Annotated in this window: 13 protein-coding genes; 6 read left to right on the top strand and 7 right to left on the bottom strand. The window is 58.7% G+C overall.

Features of this window, described 5'->3' with window-relative positions:
• Window positions 1-353 precede the first annotated feature (353 nt).
• The 4 genes from panF to BLQ12_RS12890 form a co-directional block, all read right to left on the bottom strand.
• Window positions 354-1,889: a sodium/pantothenate symporter gene (panF, locus tag BLQ12_RS12905; protein ID WP_217640305.1), complete on the bottom strand. Its 1,536-nt coding sequence runs from the start codon at window positions 1,887-1,889 to the stop codon at window positions 354-356.
• A complete protein-coding gene (locus BLQ12_RS12900) occupies window positions 1,886-2,170 on the bottom strand; it encodes a YhdT family protein (RefSeq protein WP_092211065.1) in 285 nt (94 codons plus the stop codon). The genes panF and BLQ12_RS12900 overlap by 4 nt, the downstream gene beginning before the upstream one ends.
• Window positions 2,171-3,159: 989 nt before the next feature.
• A complete protein-coding gene (locus tag BLQ12_RS12895) occupies window positions 3,160-4,764 on the bottom strand; it encodes a hypothetical protein (RefSeq protein ID WP_092211064.1) in 1,605 nt (534 codons plus the stop codon).
• Window positions 4,765-5,210: 446 nt separating this feature from the next.
• Window positions 5,211-6,116 carry a DMT family transporter gene (locus BLQ12_RS12890; RefSeq protein WP_217640304.1) on the bottom strand — a complete coding sequence of 302 codons (906 nt, stop codon included), beginning with the start codon at window positions 6,114-6,116 and terminating at the stop codon, window positions 5,211-5,213.
• A 376-nt stretch (window positions 6,117-6,492) separates the two neighbouring features.
• Here BLQ12_RS12890 and BLQ12_RS12885 point away from each other — a divergent pair, with 376 nt between their 5' ends.
• The 6 genes from BLQ12_RS12885 (at window position 6,493) to uvrC (ending at window position 16,843) form a co-directional block, all read left to right on the top strand.
• Window positions 6,493-8,658, top strand: coding sequence for an alpha/beta fold hydrolase (locus BLQ12_RS12885; protein WP_092211062.1), 2,166 nt, complete (start codon window positions 6,493-6,495; stop codon window positions 8,656-8,658).
• Window positions 8,659-8,830: 172 nt separating this feature from the next.
• Window positions 8,831-10,507, top strand: coding sequence for a glutamine--tRNA ligase/YqeY domain fusion protein (locus BLQ12_RS12880; RefSeq protein ID WP_092211061.1), 1,677 nt, complete (start codon window positions 8,831-8,833; stop codon window positions 10,505-10,507).
• A gap of 296 nt (window positions 10,508-10,803) precedes the next feature.
• Window positions 10,804-11,286: a 2-C-methyl-D-erythritol 2,4-cyclodiphosphate synthase gene (ispF, locus tag BLQ12_RS12875; RefSeq protein ID WP_092211060.1), complete on the top strand. Its 483-nt coding sequence runs from the start codon at window positions 10,804-10,806 to the stop codon at window positions 11,284-11,286.
• A gap of 172 nt (window positions 11,287-11,458) precedes the next feature.
• Complete coding sequence (gene cysS / locus BLQ12_RS12870) at window positions 11,459-12,901, top strand: cysteine--tRNA ligase (protein WP_092211059.1); 1,443 nt, start codon at window positions 11,459-11,461, stop codon at window positions 12,899-12,901.
• A gap of 118 nt (window positions 12,902-13,019) precedes the next feature.
• Window positions 13,020-15,020: an excinuclease ABC subunit UvrB gene (gene uvrB / locus BLQ12_RS12865; protein WP_092211058.1), complete on the top strand. Its 2,001-nt coding sequence runs from the start codon at window positions 13,020-13,022 to the stop codon at window positions 15,018-15,020.
• Entirely contained in the window at window positions 15,017-16,843 is a 1,827-nt protein-coding gene (uvrC, locus tag BLQ12_RS12860) for an excinuclease ABC subunit UvrC (protein WP_254782051.1), read from the top strand. Before uvrB ends, uvrC begins: the two co-directional genes overlap by 4 nt.
• 8 nt (window positions 16,844-16,851) lie before the next feature.
• On the opposite strand, the gene BLQ12_RS12855 is transcribed toward uvrC, so the two are convergent.
• The 3 genes from BLQ12_RS12855 to BLQ12_RS12845 all read right to left on the bottom strand — a co-directional run bounded on the left by BLQ12_RS12855 (window position 16,852) and on the right by BLQ12_RS12845 (window position 20,762).
• Window positions 16,852-17,616: a PilZ domain-containing protein gene (locus tag BLQ12_RS12855; protein ID WP_092211057.1), complete on the bottom strand. Its 765-nt coding sequence runs from the start codon at window positions 17,614-17,616 to the stop codon at window positions 16,852-16,854.
• 307 nt (window positions 17,617-17,923) lie between these two features.
• A complete protein-coding gene (locus tag BLQ12_RS12850) occupies window positions 17,924-18,193 on the bottom strand; it encodes an HU family DNA-binding protein (protein WP_092211056.1) in 270 nt (89 codons plus the stop codon).
• A gap of 571 nt (window positions 18,194-18,764) precedes the next feature.
• Window positions 18,765-20,762, bottom strand: a complete 1,998-nt coding sequence (locus tag BLQ12_RS12845; protein WP_092211055.1) for an acyl CoA:acetate/3-ketoacid CoA transferase — start codon at window positions 20,760-20,762, stop codon at window positions 18,765-18,767.
• Between the last annotated feature and the right edge of the window lie 12 nt (window positions 20,763-20,774).

The following is a 20,774-nucleotide window of genomic DNA, read 5'->3' as shown; positions in this document are numbered from 1 at the left end:
ATAGAAGGCATTGCTTTTGTTTTTTCCTGAGCCCTCTTGACCCTGTGATTCATCCGAACTTTAACCATAGAAGGCATTGCTTTTGTTTTTTCCTGGGCCCTCTTGACCCTGTGATTCATCAGGCCGTAATCATAGAAGGTAGCTTTTTAAGAGCTGAATAGTTACAGATTTGAAAACACAAAACACCCCGCAAGAGACTTCTTGCGGGGTGTTTTGTTTCTGTGCCTGAAATGATTCAATGAATCATAAGGGCTAAGATACATAGTGAATATACAGGTCACCCATCAATGCCGCAGTGATTTAACCCGAGGAACGAGGGTTAAAGCGCAGCGGCAACCAGCTTTCAAGGTGGCTCACCTTGCCGCCGGAGGTATCGCTTTTGGTTTTTTTCCAGCCCGGCAGTTGCCGGTTCCCCAGAAGAGGTCCAGGGTGGCCTTGTGGGGTTTGGGGGTGAGAAGGCTCACAAGGACGAAGACGCCCAGGGTGATGGCCAGGACCGGTACGATGACATGCATGCCTGCCACCCGTTTGACGTAGACGGCAAAAAAGAAGTAGGACCCCACGCCCACGACCATGGAGGCCAGGGCACCGAAGGCGTTGGCGCGTTTCCAGTAAAGGCCGAGGACCAGGGGCCAGAGGAAGGCGGCCTGGAGGCCACCGAAGGCGAAGAGGTTGAGCCAGACGATGAGGTCCGGGGGGTTGAAGGAGGCACCGAAGACAATGAGCCCCAGGATCGCCGTGGTGTAGAAGCTGAGGCGTTTCATGAGGGGCCGTCGGCCCTCCTTTATGTCATCGGTCTCGGGGGTCTCTTTTTTGATGTAATTGATGTAGAGGTCTTTGACGATGGTGGCCGAGGCAAGGATCAGCTGGGAGTCGATGGTGCTCATGATGGCGGCCAGGGGCCCGGCCAGGAAAATGCCTGCAAAGACCGGGGGAAGGACTTTCAGGGTCAGGGCGGGCATGATTTTGTCCCCAGCGGTGAGGCCGGGAACGATGACCCTGCCGAAGGCTCCGCACAGGTGCATGCCGAGCATGAGAAAGCCCAGGACAAAGGTCCCGACGATGATGGCCCGGTGCATGGCGCGGCTGTCCTTGTAGCCGAAACATCGTACGGCGGTGTGGGGTATGCCGATGACCCCGAAGCAGACCAGCACCCAGAAGGAGAGGATAAAGGGTTTGCTGAGGAACCCGTTGGGCCCGGCCGGGGTGATGAGGGCCGGATCCACGGCGTGGAGGGAGGCCACCAGGTTGGGGATCCCTCCGCCGGCCTTGATGACTCCTGCCAGAAGGGCCGTGGTGCCCACAAGCATGACCACCCCCTGGACGGCATCGGTGAGGGCCACGGCGCGGAATCCGCCGATGGTGGTGTAGAGCACCACGGTGGAGGCGAAAATGATCAGGCCGGTGTTGTAGGAGAGGCCCGTCATGCCCTCAAAGAGCCGGGCGCCCCCCACAAACTGGGCCACCATGGCGGCGATGAAGAAGGTGACCAGGGCCAGGGACCCGAAGATCACCACCCACTGGTTGTCATAGCGGGCGCGCAGGATGTCGTTGATGGTGACGGCGTTGATGCGCCGGGCGATGATGGCGTATTTTTTTCCCAGCACCGACAACGAGAGCCAGGCCGCAGGCAGCTGGATCATGGCCAGGAGTACCCAGCCCAGGCCCATTTTGTAGGCGATACCGGGCCCCCCCACAAAGCTGCTGGCGCTGGTGTAGGTGGCCACCAGGGTCATGGCCAGGACAAAACCGCCCATCTGGCGGCTGCCGATAAAGTATTCTTCAAGGAAGTTGCCGCTTTTGGAGAGGATCCGGTTGGCGTAAGCGGCCAGCAGGTAGACCAGGACAAGATAGACCGCAAGGGGGATGATGAGGGAGGGTTGCATCATGCCTCACCCCCTTTGGCGCCATCTGTTTTTTCAAGGGAGACCTCTTTGAAGAGGAACCGCACCATGAGGGCGGCCAGTACGGCAAAGAGGAGAAAACCCACCACGCAGCTGTAAAAAAACCAGGCGGGGAGCCCGAGGACATAGGCGTACTCGGAGACGGGCCTGTCCCCGAATCCGTAGGCGGTGGCATACCACCAGATAAAGTAGGCGAGGCTCAAGGCAACGGCAATGGCCGCCTCCTTGTTGGCCTGGATAAATCGTCTGTCTGTTTGGTGTTTCATCTGTTCCCTTCCCCCTTGAAAAATCAGCAGATTCTCAGACAAGCGCCTTGGCTGATCAACGTCCGGTGAGTCGGCCATTGATCACCTGCGGTGCCCTGTAACATAAGACGCGGCACTATATCACGTACGAACGCTGCATGACCACCGGATTTCAAAAATAGAACATGTATTCCTTTTACCTGTTCGGGGGAGGGGAACATTTTGAAGAAGCCGGAGAGGGTGGGGATGGCGGCGTTTTGGGGAACGGGTTAGGTTTCAGTGAAAAGCCTCCGGCGGCCCCACCGGGGGCTAACTGTTTAAAAGTTGTAAATAGCCAGCTTATGCGGGTATGGCGTTGCCGACGGTGCAGCCCGGATATTTCGATGATAAATCGATCGGGCTAAATTAATAGCATCCTATTACACGTAGTTAACCTGAAAAATTAGATATTTCAAAAATACAAACTGTCATTCATGGTTATCTGCTCGGTTTTCTCACCCTTCAGATGAGCCGAGGTAAGGGTTGTAAGGTAGGGTGCGCTGCATAGTATAAATAAGGGGTCTTGGTCCTCGTTTGGGCCACCAGGGTGACACCGCTCCAAAAGGCCGACAGCCCGTAGGGTGCACTCTGTGCACCGTGTCCGGGTCACCCAAGGTTTTGATTTTACCGAGGCATTCGGGGTATGACGGGCTTTGATTTTGGTGCACGGAGTGCACCCGACGTATCAGCTCATTGCAGGTCGACGCCACATGATGATAAAGACCAAGCATGGAGAAACGTGCTGGTTTTTAAGGTGGACGGCCGAAACGATGACTAAGGCCGGGGCCATGGTTGCTAAGCTATTCAATGGGATTTGTGATCCCGCCTATGATTTTCGCAGGGTTTCGCTTTCGCCGCCATCACACCAAAAAAGGCCGGGAGATCCCGGGGAGGGATATCCCGGCCTCATTCCACTGGTCAAGGCCAGACAGTCTTAACCGAGGAGGCGGCCTCTTGCAGGGAGGGGGAAGCTAGAAGAAGAGCTCCAGTCTGTGATACAGGGCATAGGTGTCTTCGGCGGCGTTGGGGTTTCCGCTCCGCTCTTTCCAGTAGTCCCCGGCCTGGAGATAGGCGGCAACGCCGGTGTAGACAAGATTGTCCATGATGTTCCAGGTAAGGGTCAGGTCGTATTCGATGCCGTGGTCGTCGTCCACATTGCCCGGGGTGTCGTCGGCCTGGGAGCTGGCGATGAGGGCGCCTAAATTTACTGTGTCGTCGAAGCAGGTGTAGTTGACCCCGGCGTATATCATTCGGTAGCCATCCAGAACGGCGGTGTACGCGGTGCCGAAGCCATCGCCGACGAGGTTGCCGAGGCCGTCGCCTAGGGTGGTGTTCATGCCGTGCTCGTCACTGGTGAGGATAAAGGCCTTGGCCCAGTCCGAGCCGGGTGCCACGTAGCCCATGCTGCCGATGTCGTCGTCATCGTAGTCGGCGTCGCCGCTGGTGATGGCGTAGCCGGCCTGGAGGGTGAAGTCCGCGATGTCGTAGCGGAGCTCCCCAAACCAGGCGTAGCCTTCCACGTCCCGCTCCGTGTTATTGGTGTCGTACTCGGCCTCGCCGAAGATGTAATCCAGCTCCGTGGTGATGCCCAGGGGCCCGAATTTGCCGTCAAAGTAGGGAGCCAGGAGAAAAACCTTGGCTTCGGTGGTGGCGCCGCGGGGCAGGGCCTGGAGGGCGGCAGCTGCTTGCAGGGCATCCGAGTTTGCCACAACCTGACCGGCTTGCGCTGCTATGGCTTCAGCCTGAGTCTTCGAAGTTGCTGCCAAGGCAGCGTATTGATTGAAAAGATTTGATCCAAAGCCGCCATCGGCTGCTACTGCCGCCGCAAGGTCCGCATAATTAGAGGCGTCATTTCCGAGGCGCTGAGCTTCTGCCTTGAGGAGGGCTGCCGTGGTCCCGTCCGCCGTGGCCTGTGCCTCACCACCGGCATTGTCGAGATCCGTTTTCAGTTTTGCCTGCTGCGGGTCCTGGAAGAGGTGAAAGTTGTAAAAGGCCGAGAGCAGGCCCGTGCTGTACTTTTTGGTCTTGTAGGTGGCGCCGATGTAGTACTTGTCGTTGTCCTTGCTGGAGAGTTCCACCCCTTTGTCGTTTTCCGTCACCTTTTCGGCCACGGCCCCGATGTAGAGTTTGTTTTCACCGATGGCGATGGGGGTGACGAGCTTGATGCGGTCGGTGTCGGCCTCGTCGTCGGACCAGCTGGTGCCCCAGACCACCCCCTGCATGCGGCCGATGGAGAGAAGGCCGATGGGGGTGATGATTTCCGCGTAGGCGCGGTCGAAGTCGAAGTTGTCGTCGTCTTCGTTGTTGTCAAAGGCGGAGTCCCTGGAGCTGAGGACCTTGTCCAGGGCGTCGAAGCGGGTGATGATCTTGATGTTGTCGGTGATCTGGGCCTCGGTGAGGACACGAAGCCGCATTTCCCTGAAGCTGTCGGCGGAGTCGCTCTTCTGCAGTGTGGCGTTTTCGTTGTAAACGCCTTCGAACTGAAGGCTGCCGCTTACATCCAGGTCCAGGGCGAGGACTGGAGATGCAATCAGCAGAGAAAGAACGAGGGGAAGGAAAAGCAGGCATCGTCTCATGTTTTCGTCTCCTTTGAGTGACATAGGTACCGGTGTATGACCTATTTTAAGGTGCACGAACAGTGTTTTGTTCCGGGGCAAGGTAGAGCCGGATCCGCCATGGGCAATGTCTCAAAATAACTCAACTGAGGGGGATGTTAGTACGCGTAAACGATGTTATTCAACGGGAAATTAAATGTCAAGTGCTATCGCAAGTAACGGTACGGTTTTTACGGGTGTCTTTTTTAGTGAAATCAAGACCGTTTCCAGTGAGGGGGCGGGAGGCCTTTTTCTCTCCGGCAAGGAATGCACCGGATTGATGTTTGCATGGCGGGATTGTTTTCTCCGATACCTAACCCGGTGATGGGCTTTATGACAGGCAGCGAGGGGGGCACCGAGGACCCAAATCTGTCCAAGCCACCGCCTGATCAACGGGCGATGGCTTGGCGGAAAACGGTTCCAGGCATTCAGTCTTTGGGCGCCGGGGGTGTGCTCTTTTTCGGGGCAAGGGCCAGGTACACATTGCCGCTGAAGATAAGGAAGGCCCCGAGCCAGCCGATGAGGGTGAGGGCAGGTTCGGCGGCGATGACCGGGCCGAGCAGTGCGGCCAGGAGGATACGTGACGAGGAGATGATGCTCCCCTCCACGGCCGTCACGAACCGGAACCCGAAGGTGATGAAGACCTGTCCCATGACGCTGACGACCGAGCAGAGCCCCACAAAGAGAAAGGCCCGGCCGTCGGGCCAGACAATGCGCTCCCGGAAGAGGAGAAGGATGATGACACACCCCATGGCAAACATGAAAAAGAGGGTGGTCTCGGTGGAATGGACCCGCCGTGAGAGGTTGAGGTAGATAATGGCCACCGAGGCGCTGATGCCCGAGCCAAGCCCCCAGAGCGAGTTGAGGTTGAACTGGGAGAGAAGGCCGGTATGCAGCATGTCCGGCACCAGGATCATTACCACTCCGGCAAAGGCGACAAGGACCACGCAGATGGAGGCGTAGCTGCGCTCATCCTTCAGGGTGAACCAGCTGACGAGGGCCACAAACAGCGGGTAGGTCATATTAAGGATGTTGCCTTCGGCCACGCTGGTGAGGTCCACGGCCTTGAAAAAACAGTAGACGGCCATGGTGTTGGCCACGGTCCTGCCGATGAGGTAGTGCCAGTTCACCGGCCTGGGCGGCCGTTTTTTCACAAGGAGAAGGATCCCGACCATGACGAAGCCCAGGAAAAAGCGGCCGAAGACAAAGTTCGCCGAATCGATGGTTACCCCGCTGAGCCGGGCCCATCTGAGGGCGGCGGTGGCAAGGTAGAAGCAGACGGCCGAAGCAAAGACCGATGAAAACCCGAGTAATTTGTTGGATGGCTGGTTCATAATGCAGTGGTCTGGGGCTCGCATGCCCGTGTGTGGTATTAAGGTGGTGCCGGGATGTCATCAGGGCCAACGGGTCACATGGGGAACAATCCGGAGGGCGACGAGGGCAGCACGGCAGGGTGGGGCTTTCAGGCGGGTGCAGGCAAGATACGCCTTTGCCCCGTGCCGGTCAGGCGGTCTCTGGTCCATCAGGCAATCTTTTGCCTATCAGACAGCGAGACCGAATGAGGACCTTAAATATGCCCTATTGCATGAATTGTCAATGGGTATGGACTTTTGAAACCAAACCCTGTTTAATGTTCGTGTCCGCATCCCCTCATGGGATCTGTTTCTCACCCTTCACGCTGATATATTCTGTTTTTCGGAGAGACCGATCATGAACCGATTTGCCTTTCATTCCACCGGGTTGGCCATCAAGGCGATCTACGACATGACGCGCGCCCGTGTGAACCTGCACGGTGAGGAGAACATCCCCGAAGGCTCCGTCATTTTTGCCGTCAATCACTTCACGCGCATCGAAACCATTTTTCTTCCCCTGCACCTTCAAAAAGTGACGGGCGTGCCCGTGTGGTCCCTGGCGGATGCTGCCCTTTTCAAGGGGTTTGTGGGGGATTTCATCAGCGAGGCCGGGGCCGTCTCCACCCGGGATCCCGATCGGGATAGCCTCATGGTGAAGTCCCTGTTGACCGGTGAGGCCAATTGGGTGATCTTCCCGGAAGGCCGCATGGTCAAGACCAAGAAGATCTTCGAAAACGGGGAGTTTGTGATCCGTGCCGCAGAGGGGCCTCATCCTCCCCGCACCGGGGCCGCCACCCTGGCCCTTCGTACGGAGTTTTACAGGGAACGCCTGAAGATGATGCAGGCCAAAAAGCCGGACGAGTACCGTCGCCTGCTGGAGCTGTTCGGCATGGAGGAGGGAGAGGCCCGGCTGGACCAGGCCACCTCCATTGTTCCGGTGAACATCACCTACTACCCCTTGCGTGCCCGGGAGTCCATCATCAGCCGCATCACCGGGACCCTCATTGACAACCCTTCCACCCGGACCCTGGAAGAACTCATGACCGAAGGGAGCATGCTCCTGGACGGGGTGGACGTGGACGTGCGGTTCGGAAAACCCATCAAGGTGCGGCCCTATCTTAAAAACCCGGTGGTGGCCTGGGACATCGCTTCGGATGATCCCATCAACTTTGACGACCCCATCAACTCCCGCGATGTGCTCCGGGAGGCCTCCCGCACTCTGATGAAGGCCTATATGACGGCCATCTACAGCATGACCACGGTGAATCACGACCATATTTTTTCCTTGTTGATGATGCGCCACAAAAGCGATTACATCGACCCCATGGACTTGAAGACCCGGGCCTTTGTGGTGAGTGACTGGCTCCGCAAGCAGATCGGGATCTATATCCACTCCAGCCTGGAGGACCCCCAGAGCCATCTGCTCACCGATGACCGCTACGAGAAATTTTCCAATATCATGGAGGTGGCCGAGTCCAAGGGAGTGGTCCGGCGGAGCGAAGAGGGGGGCATTATCCGGAACCCCGAGCTCCTGGAAGACGAGGGCCAGTTTCACACCCTGCGCATCCAGAATCCCCTGATGGTGATGGCAAACGAGGTGGAGCCCCTGACGGACCTCACCGCCTTTGTGGACCAGGTGGCCCGTGAGCCCGGCACCCAGATCCGAAGGCGGATTTTCGGTCTGCTGATGGAGAAGGGCATCAACGATTTTAAAAAGGACCGCGAGGCCTTTTTTATCGAGGGGGAGAGCAAGCCCGCCGAGATCGGCAGTCCCTGCCTTCTCAAAGGTGATGAAAAGAGGATGGGGGTCCTCCTGATTCATGGTTACATGGCCGCTCCGGCGGAAGTCCGGGGTCTTGCCGACGAGCTCCAGCGCCAGGGATACTGGGTCTACATGCCCCGTCTCCAGGGACACGGCACCGCCCCCGAGGACCTTGCCGAGCGTCGGTACCTGGACTGGGTGGTCTCGGTGGAGGAGGGCTATGCCCTGCTGAAGAATATGTGCGACACCCTTTTTGTGGGGGGCTTCTCCATGGGGGCCGGACTGGCCCTGGACCTTGTGACCCGCATCGACGAAGCCGGCAGGGTCAAGGGGGTCTTTGCCGTGGCTCCGCCCATGAAGCTCCAGGATTACTCCAGCCGGTTCGTGCCGGCCGTGGACACCTGGAACGCCCTGATGAAGCGGTTGCGCATCGACAGGGTGCGCAAGGAGTTCATCGAGAACAACCCGGAAAACCCGCACATCAACTACGCCCGAAATCCCGTCTCCGGGATTCGGGAGATTGACCGCCTCATGGACCAGCTGGCGCCGAAGCTGGGGGTGATCACCATGCCGGCACTTATCGTGCAATCGGCCCGCGATCCCGTGGTGAGCCCCAAGGGGAGCCGGAAGATATTCGACCGCATCACCTCCGAGGACAAGGAGTACCGCCTTTTCAACTTTTCCCGCCATGGGATTCTTCTCCATGAAGGAAGCGAAAAGGTCTACCGGGCCGTGGTTGAATTCCTTGCCGACCATCGGTGATTCCTTTTGTGTTGGTGCGGGGGTTGTGGTAAAAATACCGATTTTGAGCAGAAGACCGCCGCAGCGGACGGGAGCCTGTACCCAGGCAGAACCCCCCGCTGCCGCTTTTTCATACATCTAAGACGACACCATCACACATGGACGGGTGTGAGCCAACAGGGAGCTGCCGTATATGAGCGAAACCGAAAACAAACCAGTTGATTTTATTCGAAACATCATCAACGAAGACCTGGCTTCCGGGAAGCACGCCGGCGTGGTAACCCGTTTCCCGCCTGAGCCCAACGGCTACCTTCATATAGGACATGCCAAGTCCCTCTGCCTCAACTTCGGCATCTCCGAGGAGTATGAGGGGGCCGTCTGCAATCTCCGCTTTGACGACACCAACCCGGAAAAAGAGGACGTGGAATACATCGACGCCATCAAGGCGGACGTCTCCTGGCTGGGGTTCTCCTGGAACGGGGAGCCCCGGTACGCCTCCGATTATTTTGAAGCCCTTTATGCCTATGCCGTGGAGCTGGTCAAGATGGGCAAGGCCTATGTGGACAGCCTCTCCGCCGAGGAGATCCGGGAACACCGCGGCACCCTCACCGAAGCGGGCAAAAACAGCCCCTACCGGGACCGCAGCGTGGAAGAGAACCTGGCGCTCCTTGAGGGGATGAAGCGGGGCGATTATGAAGAGGGCACCCATATCCTCCGGGCAAAGATCGACATGGCCTCACCCAACATGAACATGCGGGACCCGGCCATCTACAGGATCCGCAAGGCAGAGCATCACCGCACCGGAGAGGCGTGGTGCATCTACCCCATGTACGACTTCACCCATTGCCTTTCAGACGCCATGGAGGGCATCACCCATTCTTTGTGCACCCTGGAGTTTGCGGACCACCGTCCCCTGTACGACTGGGTGCTGGAGACCCTGAAAACCCCGTGTCACCCGCAGCAGATCGAGTTCTCCCGGCTCAACCTCAGCTACACGGTCCTCAGCAAGCGTAAGCTTCTCCAGCTCGTAGACCAGGGACACGTCAGCGGGTGGGACGATCCCCGCATGCCCACCATCAGCGGGATCCGCAGGCGCGGGTATACCCCGGAGGCCTTGCGCAATTTCTGTCGCCGCATCGGCATCTCCAAAAAAGAGAGCCGCATCGATTACACCATTCTCGAAGACTGCGTCCGTGAGGACCTGAACGAGAAGGCTCCCCGGGTTATGGGTGTGCTGGCACCCCTTAAGGTCACCGTCACCAACTATCCCGAGGAGCTGGTGGAGGAGATGGACGCGATGAACCATCCCCAGAAGCCGGAGATGGGCACCCGCAAGGTTCCCTTTTGCAGGGAACTCTACATCGAACAGAGCGACTTTATGGAAGAGCCCCCCAAGAAGTTTTTCCGCCTGGGCCCGGGCCGTGAAGTGCGCCTCCGCAGCGCCTACTACCTCACCTGCACCGATGTGGTGAAAAACGAGGCCGGCGAGGTGGTGGAGCTGCTCTGCACCTACGACCCCGAGTCCAAAGGGGGGTCCACCCCCGATGGCCGCAAGGTCAAGGGCACCATCCACTGGGTCTCCGCCCGTCACGCCGTCAACGCCGAAGTCCGGGTGTACGATCGCCTCTTTAAGGTGGAGAATCCGGAAAAAGAGGGCGACTCCTTTCTGGATAACCTCAACCCCGAGTCCCTCACCGTCCTCACCGATTGCAAGGTCGAGCCGGGGGTGGTGAAGAATGACAACGGGGCCTTTTTCCAGTTTGAGCGCACCGGGTACTTCAACCTTGATCCCGTGGACAGCACCCCGGAAAAACCGGTCTTCAACCGAACCGCAACCCTGCGGGACGCCTGGGCCAAGATGAATAAATAAAAAAATGCCTCCGGCGGCCCTGCTGGGGGGCAAGCGTTTGAAAAGTTTGATAAACAGGTTTTGGGGTGATGGGTTGGGCCCCGGTTGCAGGATAACTTGAAAGGCTTTGTCTGCTCCTGCGGAAAGTTGATTATAGGTTTTCACTATATTAATCAGCCGGGGATGACGTCTACCGATGCCATAAATCACGGGCGCAGCCCGTCAGCGAATGCGATCGGCCTGAGGAACGAAGGCCGGGAGCATTCGCGAGCTTGGGGTCCAGGGGATCATCCCCTGGCCGCCGGAGGCAAAACGTGATGCGAATAGGAAAAGGGTATGATGTCCACCGCCTGGTGGAAGGGCGAGAGCTGATTCTGGGCGGGGTGACGGTGCCTTATGAGAAAGGGCTCCTGGGGCATTCCGATGCCGATGTACTGCTCCATGCGGTGTGTGACGCCCTTTTGGGGGCGGCAGGCCTGGGGGACATCGGGGAGCATTTCCCGGACAGCGACCCCCGGTTCAAGGGGATCAGCAGCCTGGTGCTGCTGGCCCATTGCGTGGCGCTGGTGGGGGAGAAGGGGTATGAGGTGGTGAACATTGACGCCACCCTCCTGGCCGAGAGGCCGAAGATCTCTCCGTACAAAGCGGCCATGCGGGAGAACATTGCCGAGGTGCTCTGCCTGGACCCCGGGGAGGTCAATATCAAGGCCACCACCACCGAAGGGCTGGGGCCTGTGGGCCGCGGGGAGGGCATGGCAGCCCAGTGTGCGGCCCTTATAAAAAAAACGGATGACGCATGATGCCTTGACAGCGGGGGCAATCATGATGATTATCTTAGTTGGTTTTGACAGAATATGCCCCTCTGACGGGGCTCAAGCGGTGGGCGCCGGAAAAACGGCGCCTTCGTTTACAGATAAGGCGGCACACAGCGTGCCCGAATGATAACGACAGAGAAGAGACGGTGAACTGAGCATGGCGCTTCGCATTTACAACACATTGTCCGGACAGAAAGAAGAGTTTCAACCCATCGAAGAGGGCGAGGTCAAGATGTACGTCTGTGGGCCTACGGTCTACGACTCCAGCCACATCGGTCATGCCCGATCCGTCATCTTCTTCGACGTGGTGTACCGCTACCTCAAAGGCCTGGGCCTGGATGTGACCTACGCTCGGAACTTCACCGACATCGACGACAAGATCATCAACCGTGCCGAGCAGCTCGGGGTGACGGCCAAGGCCGTGGCGGAAAAATACATGGACGAGTTCCATCGGGACATGGATGCCCTGCATGTGAAACGTCCGGATCTGGCCCCCCTGGCCACGGAACACATCGACGACATCATTGCCCTTATTTCGCGTCTCATCGACAAGGGCAAGGCCTACCCCGTGGACGGGGACGTCTATTTCCGCGTCACCTCCTTTGACGGGTACGGAAAGCTCTCCGGCCGGAAGCTGGAAGACATGGAGGCCGGGGCCCGCATCGAGGTGGACGACCGCAAGGAAAATCCCTTTGATTTTGCACTCTGGAAAGCCCAGAAACCGGGTGAACCCGCCTGGGAAAGCCCCTGGGGCATGGGACGCCCCGGATGGCACATTGAGTGCTCGGCCATGAGCTCCCGGCTCCTGGGGGAGACCATCGACATCCACGGCGGCGGCAAGGACCTGATCTTTCCCCACCATGAGAACGAGATCGCCCAGTCCGAGGCAGCCTTTGACGCCCCCTTTGTCAAGTACTGGATGCACAACGGCTTTGTGAACATCAACGCCGAAAAGATGTCCAAGTCCCTGGGCAACACCACCATGATCAAGGATGTCCTCAAGGCCTATCATCCCGAGGCGGTGCGTCTCTTCCTGCTGTCCAATCATTACCGCAGCCCCATCGATTACAACGAGCAGGCCATGAAAGAGGCGGCCGGCAACCTCGACAAGCTCTACGCCCTGTTGCGGCGCGTGTCCGATGAGTTCGGTAACCTGAGCATCCTGCGTCTTCAGTCGTTCAACAACAAGTTCGGGGACCTCTTCCGGGAGTTCTGCGAGGGCATGGAAGACGACTTCAACTCGGCCCGGGGCACGGCGGCTCTTTTTGAAGCCCTTCGGGCCACCAACCGCGCCATCGACGAGATGACCGACGAGAACGCCTTTGAGTCCAAGATCGAAATCGACGGGCTCATGGTGGACCTCTTTAAGATGGCCAATATCCTCGGGGTGCTCAATGAAAACCCCTATGAGTACTTCGACGCCAAGAAGGACAAGGCCGGGGTGGACGCCACCCGCGTGGAGGCCCTGATCCAGGAGCGGGCAGAGGTCCGCAAGGCAAAGAACTTTCAGCGGGCCGATGAGATCCGCGAAGAACTCACCGCCATGGGGGTCGCCATCGAAGACGGCGCCGGCGGTACCACCTGGAAGGTGATGGACTAGGCAAGGCGCCTTTCATCCCTCCGGGACCATCAATCAAAAAAAAGCGGTCCGGTCATCGGCCCGCTTTTTTTTATGGCATCCCCTCCGGGTGCCCCATGGACAGGCAGGTTATTTCGTCATGGAAACATTCAAGATTGTATCCTCATTCACCCCCCAGGGCGACCAGCCCAAGGCGATCCGTCGCCTGGTGAAGGAGCTGAAAAAGGGAACCGCCAACCAGGTGCTGCTGGGGGTGACGGGGTCGGGCAAGACCTTTACCATGGCCCATGTGGTGGAGCAGATGCAGCGTCCGACCCTGGTGCTGGCCCCCAACAAGATCCTTGCGGCTCAGCTCTACAGCGAGTTCCGGGAGCTGTTTCCGGACAATGCCGTGGAGTATTTTGTCAGTTATTACGACTACTACCAGCCGGAAGCGTATATCCCGAGCAGCGACACCTACATCCAGAAAGATTCGGCCATCAATGAGCTCATCGACAAGATGCGCCATTCGGCCACCCGCAACGTGTTGTCCCGGCGGGATGTCATCGTGGTGGCCAGCGTCTCGTGTATTTACGGCCTCGGGGCACCGGAGGATTACCTGGCCCTGAGGGTGGAGCTTACTACAGGGGATGAGCGGAGCCGGGAGTCCCTGCTCACGGACCTTGTCTCCATCCAGTACGAGCGCAGCGACATCGATTTTCACCGTGGATCCTTCCGTGTCCGGGGGGACCGCGTGGAAATTTTTCCCGCCTACGAGGAGAAGGTGGCCGTACGGGTGGAATTTTTCGGAGACGAGATCGATACCCTGGCCGAGTTTGACCCCCTCACCGGCAAGACCCTGCGTAAACTCAAGCGCACCGTCATCTATCCGGCCAGCCATTACGTGACCCGGAAGAGTACCCTCAAGCAGATGGTCACCGAGGTGGAAGGGGAACTCAAGGACCGTGTGGACCACTTCCACCGCCTCAACAAGCTTATCGAGGCCCAGCGCATCGACGAGCGGACCCATCTGGACCTGGAGATGCTCCGGGAGATAGGCTACTGCAACGGCATCGAGAACTACTCCAGGTACCTCTCAGGGCGCAAGGCCGGTGAGGCGCCTCCCACCCTCCTGGACTACTTTCCGGATGATTTCATTTTGATGGTGGATGAGAGCCACATCGCCCTTCCGCAGGTCCGTGCCATGTACAAGGGGGACCGGTCCCGCAAGGAGACCCTGGTGGGCTTCGGCTTTCGCCTGCCTTCGGCCCTTGACAACCGTCCCCTGCAGTTTGAGGAGTTTGAGAAAAAACGCGGCCAGGCCATTTTTGTTTCCGCCACCCCGGCGGACTATGAGATGGAGGTTGCCGACGGGGTGGTGGTGGAGCAGATCGTCCGTCCCACGGGGCTTGTGGATCCTGAAATCCAGGTGAAGCCTGCCGAGAACCAGGTGGACGACCTCTATGAAGAGATCCGCAAGCGCCTGGCGGCCCGGGAGCGGGTGCTGGTCACCACCCTGACCAAGCGCATGGCCGAGGACCTCACCGATTACCTCACCGACCTCGGGGTGCGGGTGCGGTACATGCATTCGGACGTCAAGACCATGGAGCGTATCGAGATCGTCCGGGACCTTCGCCTGGGCAAGTTTGACGTGCTGGTGGGCATCAACCTCCTGCGGGAGGGGCTGGATATCCCGGAGGTCTCCCTGGTGGCGGTGCTGGACGCCGATAAGGAAGGCTTTCTCCGGTCGGAGCGATCCCTGGTCCAGACCTGCGGCAGGGCGGCACGAAACGCCAACGGGAAGGTGATCCTCTACGGAGACAAAGTCACGGGATCCATGCAGTACGCCATGGACGAGACCAAACGCCGCCGGGCCATTCAGATGGCTCACAACGAAAAGCACGGCATTGTTCCGGCAACCATTACGCGGGAGATCCAGAACAGCTTCGGGGACCTCTATCAGTTTGATGACGAAACCGCCGATGACAACGTCATGGAGGAGATGAGCGAGTATGGCGGGGAGGGCATGGACGACGGGGCCCTTCTCAGCACCCTGGAGGCTTCCATGCAGGAGGCGGCCCGCAACCTGGAGTTTGAAAAAGCTGCCCGGCTGCGGGATCAGATCCAGGAAATCCGAAAGCGCATGGGGGAGGCGTCGTGAACCAGGGGATCATGGTACCGGAGGCCCTGGCCGAGCAGCTCCACTGTCTTGTGACGGACCCGGGGGTCTATCGGTTCAAAGACGAAAAGGGCGTTGTTATCTATGTGGGCAAGGCCAAGAACCTCAAAAAGAGGGTCTCCAGCTACTTCAACCGCAGCCACACCGATCCCAAGACCGCGGCCCTGGTGCGGAAAGTGGTGGCCCTGGATACGGTGGTTACGGCCACGGAAAAAGAGGCGCTGATCCTCGAAAGCATCCTCATCACCCGCCACAAGCCCCGGTACAACGTCATCTTGAAAGACGACAAGCGCTACCCCTCCCTGCGCATCGACTTAAACGACGAGTGGCCGGGACTTACCGTCGTGCGCCGCATTGAAAAAGACGGGGCCTTCTACTTCGGGCCCTACACCTCGTCGTCGGCCGTCCACGCCACCGTCAAGTTCATCAATCGCCATTTCAAGCTGAGGAAATGCACCTGCAGCACCCTCAAGAGCAGGACCCGGCCCTGTCTCAACCACCAGATGGGCCTTTGCCTGGCCCCGTGCTGCCTGGAGGTCTCCCGAGAGGCATACATGGAGATGGTCTCCCAGGTGATTCTGTTTCTAAAAGGACGCACCCCGGAGCTGGTGGAGAGCCTGCGTTCGGAGATGGTGCGCTGCGCATCTGAGGAGCGTTTCGAGGAAGCGGCCGAGCTGAGGGATCGCCTCTTTGCCGTGGAGAAGACCCTTGAAAAGCAGGTGGTGGTTGCAACGGACATGGCCGATCGGGATGTGGTGGACATCTGCATGCAGGGACCGGCGGTGTGCATCACCCTGATGCAGGTCCGGGGCGGGGTCCTTCTGGGGAGCCGGAGTGTTCACCTTCTGGAGACCATGGCCGGGCCCGAGGAGGTGGCGGAGAATTTCATCTGCCAGTACTACGAAAAGCATGCGGCCCCTGCCGAGGTCCTGGTCTCCCATCGTTTTGACGGGGCCGAGACGGTGTCCGATCATCTTAGGGAGACAGCCGGGCGCCGTGTGCGGCTTCTTTTTCCTTCCCGGGGGGAGAAGGCCAAGCTCATGTCCATGGCGCGTAAAAACGGCGAAAAGCGGCTTGCAGAGATCATCTCGGGGGCGGACGCCGATCGCCAGGTGCTGGAAAACCTCATGAAGCGCCTCGGCATGGATCGGCTTCCCGAGCGCATCGAGTCCTACGACAACTCCAACACGGCCGGCAACGATCCTGTCTCGGGCATGGTGGTGTTTGAAAACGGGCGCCCGAAAAAAAGCGACTACCGCACCTTTCGCATCAAGGCCGACACCCGCTACGACGATTACGCCTCCATGGCCGAGGTGCTCACCCGGCGGTTCGGGGACCCGGCCAAGCGCGACCCCCTTCCCGACCTTCTCATGGTGGACGGGGGCAAGGGCCAGCTCAACGTGGCGACCCGGGTCCTGGAGGAGCTGGGGCTTCTCGGGGCCTTTACGGTGATCGGCATCGCCAAGATGCGCGAAGAGGCCGGAGAGACCCAGGATAAAATCTACCTTCCCGGCCGATCCAACCCTGTGAACATGGGCCTTCAACCCGATCTGCTCCTTTTTCTACAGCGGATGCGGGACGAGGTGCACCGGTTTGCCATCACCTTTCAGCGCCGTGTGCGCGGGAAGCGATCGGTGTCATCGAAACTGGATGATGTGCCTGGGGTGGGGAAGAAGAGGAAGACCATGCTTCTCAAGCATTTCGGAGGGATCACGGCCATGAAGGCTGCTTCCGCAGAGGAGCTGGCTAACTTGCCCGGCATCACGCCGGAGATCGCCGAGGCCATTGGGCGCGCCCTTGAGTGACGGCTGGCTCAGGTGTGGGTAAGGCTGCGGATCTCGTGGAGCTGGGCGTTGTGGATGAAGTGGCTAAGCACCTCTTCATCCGCGCTTTTCAGGCGGGTGAAGCGGCACCCTGCAAACAGGGAGAGTTCATTGAATCGGCGGTTCACGCGAACCACCGAAAGGGCAGTGTCCATGGTATGGAGCTGCTCTTTTTTTTGGGAGTGGTCCCGGAGGACAATGCCCAGCCGGGCAATGTGCCCTGATTCCAGCGCGGCCAAGGGGTTTTTCCCCTTGCCGAGGAGGCGGGGGATGACAAGGCCGACCCCGGTGGTGGAGATGTTGCAGACGCGGAACTGCTTGCCAGAGAAAAAATCATGGCCGCCGATGACGAGTTTCCCAAGGACTTCGTGGGTGGCCGTGGGGATGTAGCGAAAGGCGGACCGCACGTTGACATCTTCCGGGGTGGGGGCGTAGCTCAGGGAGAGGGCCAGGGTGGTGTTGCCGTTGGCCAGGCGGTAACCGGGCAGTGTCTTGATGACCTGGCAGGGGAACCCGACCCGTTTTTTTTCACCGGATCCCATGCGGACCATGGTGCTTACGTGGAACTGATGCGTGCCCGTTTCATCGGGGTTGCAGGTTCCCCCTGTGGCCGCCACAACCAGGTGCCTGGTGTCCGGGTCCGCCTCAAAAATGACAGAGGCGTAGGAAACAGGGTGCAGGCTGTTCAGGTTTATGACAAGGTCAATGCCTGTTCCTGGCTTGAGCACGGAGTCGTCAACGGGTGGTGTGACCAACGGGAAATTCCTTCTGTTAACCAGTTTCTTTCGGGTGCGGCAGCGGCCGCAGGGACATGGGATTCATCTACCACATGGCCGGGTAAAAATCAAAGCCATAGACGGGCGGACAGCAATGACTTTAAGGGCAGGGATGACGCGAATCAGGTTGTGATGAGACGATAGCCGGGAAAAACGACGGGTTGGAATGTGTTTTGCGGGGAATTGCTACGGGGTATGCGAATCGGCGAAAAGGAAAAGGGGTAACGGCGAAAAGTGTGTCCGCCTGGTAGTGTAGACAGACGGACACGGAAAAACAGTCGTCCGCCTACTTCAAAGCGTCTTTCAGAGCCTTGCCAGGTACAAACTTGGGAACCTTGCGTGCGTCAATGCTGATTTCCTGACCGGTCTGGGGGTTTCGGCCTTTGCGGGCTTTACGCTCAACGGCCTTGAAGGTGCCGAAGCCCACGAGGGTTACGGCATCGTTACCGGTGAGGGCATCGGTGATGGTGGAAAGGACACAATCTACGGCTGCCTGAGCTTCTTTCTTGGAGCTGACAACTTTTGCAACTTCGTTGACGAGATCACCTTTGTTCATCCTTGAATCTCCTTTTTGTAAGTGGGTTTTAAACAACGGCTTGCTTACGGTGCTTTTAAATACGCAGTGTATATCGGGAAAATCAGGATACGACAAGCAGTGAGTATCCTATCTGGAAAGGCGAAGTCCAATATTGACGGCCTTTTTTGAAGATCAACGTACTTATTTGGTTTCTAAGTGTCAAGCAATAATTGAGTTGGATGTCAAAAAAAAAGCCCAAAAGACTTGATATATGGGCTCTTTAAGGTTTGACAATGATGAATAACCCGTCACAGGGGCACACTGTGGATGGATGAGTAAACAGTATATCCGGTATGGAATTCTGATCGCGTTTTCGTGCTTAAATCAAATTAATTCAGTGTGTTGCCTTTGCGCCTTTTTGGCTCTTTCGCCCGCGACAGGGTAGGCCCTGGAAACCGTCGGTTCATCCGGTTCTCCGGAGGAACGTGCTGCTGCGTAGCCGTTGAGTACCCCACAATTTGTCGGGATAATACGCGAAGAAACGCCGCTTTGAAAGGCTTTTCAGGCCTTGGGCGCGGTTTGGTTACCCTCGGTTTTTTTTGGGGCCGGTTTATTTCAACAGAACGTTTACGGCTTCCTCCCCTGTTTCATAGATATGGGGGGCCACGCCGCGCTTGGACAGGGCGTCTTTGAGCTTCATTTTCAGGAAGGTGCTGGTTGTGTATCGCGTGACCCCTGAGTAATAGGTGGCGACAATGTGTTTGACCACGGCGGTATAGGGCTCCAGGAGCTCGGGGTGGATCTGGAAATGGTCGTAGTTGACCACGGCAAAGACCGGTTTGTTGATCTCTTTGAGTCTGGTTTCCACCGCGTCCCGAATATCGTCGATCATGTCCCGTGAGTCCACCACCAGGCCCTCAAAATTGACGAAAAAGAGGTTGGACTCTTCGTGGTAGGTGAGGCGGTCGCTGAGCTTTACGGTGAGGAGGTCCTCTTTGAGCCCCATGGGCTCCGGGTGAAAAATCCGGCTGTCCATCCTGGCGGGCGGGGCGGGCATGGCGGGGCGAAAGGCCATGTGGGAGAGGATGTCCCGTTCAAGGTCGATGCCCGGGGCCACCTCTGTCAGGGTCAGCCCGTGATCGGTGAGGGAGAAGACGCAGCGCTCCGTGACAAAGAGAACCGGCTGGTTGCGTTCCCGCGCATAGTCACCGCTGAAGGTCACCTGCTCCACATCGGCCAGGAATTTTTGAACGGCTCCTTCGTTGCGGATCGTCAAGGTGCCCTCTGCGATTTCCACGGCCAGGCCCTTGGCCGTGAAGGTGCCGGTGAAAACCACGCGGCGCGCGTTCTGACTGATGTTGATGAACCCTCCGGCCCCTGCGATGCGGGGACCGAATCGGCTCACGTTGAGGTTGCCGTGGCGATCGGCCTGGGCCAGGCCGAGGAAGGCGATGTCCAGGCCGCCCCCGTCGTAGAAATCGAACTGGGCCGGCTGGTCGATGACAGCGTCGGGGTTGGTCCCGGCTCCAAAGCTCAGGCCCCCGGCGGGGACCCCGCCGATGAGGCCCGGCTCCGCGGTGAGGGTGATGTAATCGAGGATGCCCTCCTCGTGGGCCACCGAGGCGATCCCCTCGGGCATGCCGATGCCCAGATTGGTGACACAGTTGACCCGAAGTTCCATGGCGGCGCGGCGCGCGATGACTTTCCGCGGGGTCAGGGCCATGGGCGGCATGTGTTGCAGGGGGATGCGCACCTCACCGCTGTAGGCGGGGTTATAGGCCTCGGCAAAGGTCTGGTGGTGGTATTCCGGTTTGGAGACAAAGACGCTGTCCACCATGATGCCGGGGACTTTTACGGCCTTTGGGGGAAGGGTTCTCTTTTCGGCGATGCGCTCGACCTGGGCGATGACCACCCCGCCGGAGTTCTTGGCGGCCATGGCCAGGGCCAGGCTCTCCAGAACCAGGGCCTCCTTTTCCATGGTGATGTTTCCCAGGGTGTCCGCCGTGGTCCCCCGGATGACCGCCACGTCGATGGGAAAGGTTTTGTAGGCGAGGTAACGCTGTCCTTCAATGGTCATGGCGGTGACCAGGTCTTCCCGGGTGCAGCTGTTGATTTTCCCTCCGTCGATGCAGGGGTCCACAAAGGTGTTGAGCCCCACCCGGCTTAAGGTGACGGGACGGCCGGCCGCGATGTCCCGATACAGGTGGCAGAGCACGCCCTGGGGAAGGTTGTAGGCCTCGATTTCATTGGCCACGGCCAGCTCCTGAAGGGCGGGGACCAGTCCCCAGTGCCCTCCGATGACCCGTTTCAGCATTCCTTTGCGGCCGAGGTGGTTGAGTCCCTTGGATTTGCCGTCGCCCATGCCCGCGGCGTAGACGAGGGTCAGTCCCGACGGGGAGCCGGTGCGTAAGAAGCGCTCTTCCAGGGTGACGGCAAACTCTTCGGGGAAGCCGATGCCCACAAACCCGCCGAAGCCGATGGTGTCACCGCTCTGGATTATCTCGGCGGCCTCGCGGGCGTTCACGACCTTTCCCTTGGGAGAGACCAGGGGGGAGAGGCTTGAAAGGATGGGGTGGGACGATCCCTGTGTTTTTTTGGTGGGGGGCATGGCATCCTCCAC

The sequence above is a fragment of the Desulfoluna spongiiphila genome (assembly GCF_900101345.1).
GTDB classification, from domain to species: domain Bacteria; phylum Desulfobacterota; class Desulfobacteria; order Desulfobacterales; family Desulfolunaceae; genus Desulfoluna; species Desulfoluna spongiiphila.
Note: the sequence above shows the minus strand (reverse complement) of the source record. Positions and strands in the feature narration are given on the sequence as shown.

Coding starts and splice junctions, on each gene's coding strand:
- BLQ12_RS12895 (WP_092211064.1), bottom strand. CDS start 4,764: ATGAGACGATGCCTGCTTTTCCTTCCCCTCGTTCTTTCTCTGCTGATT.
- cysS (WP_092211059.1), top strand. CDS start 11,459: ATGGCGCTTCGCATTTACAACACATTGTCCGGACAGAAAGAAGAGTTT.
- BLQ12_RS12890 (WP_217640304.1), bottom strand. CDS start 6,116: ATGAACCAGCCATCCAACAAATTACTCGGGTTTTCATCGGTCTTTGCT.
- BLQ12_RS12850 (WP_092211056.1), bottom strand. CDS start 18,193: ATGAACAAAGGTGATCTCGTCAACGAAGTTGCAAAAGTTGTCAGCTCC.
- panF (WP_217640305.1), bottom strand. CDS start 1,889: ATGATGCAACCCTCCCTCATCATCCCCCTTGCGGTCTATCTTGTCCTG.
- BLQ12_RS12900 (WP_092211065.1), bottom strand. CDS start 2,170: ATGAAACACCAAACAGACAGACGATTTATCCAGGCCAACAAGGAGGCG.
- BLQ12_RS12845 (WP_092211055.1), bottom strand. CDS start 20,762: ATGCCCCCCACCAAAAAAACACAGGGATCGTCCCACCCCATCCTTTCA.
- BLQ12_RS12885 (WP_092211062.1), top strand. CDS start 6,493: ATGAACCGATTTGCCTTTCATTCCACCGGGTTGGCCATCAAGGCGATC.
- uvrB (WP_092211058.1), top strand. CDS start 13,020: ATGGAAACATTCAAGATTGTATCCTCATTCACCCCCCAGGGCGACCAG.
- BLQ12_RS12880 (WP_092211061.1), top strand. CDS start 8,831: ATGAGCGAAACCGAAAACAAACCAGTTGATTTTATTCGAAACATCATC.
- ispF (WP_092211060.1), top strand. CDS start 10,804: ATGCGAATAGGAAAAGGGTATGATGTCCACCGCCTGGTGGAAGGGCGA.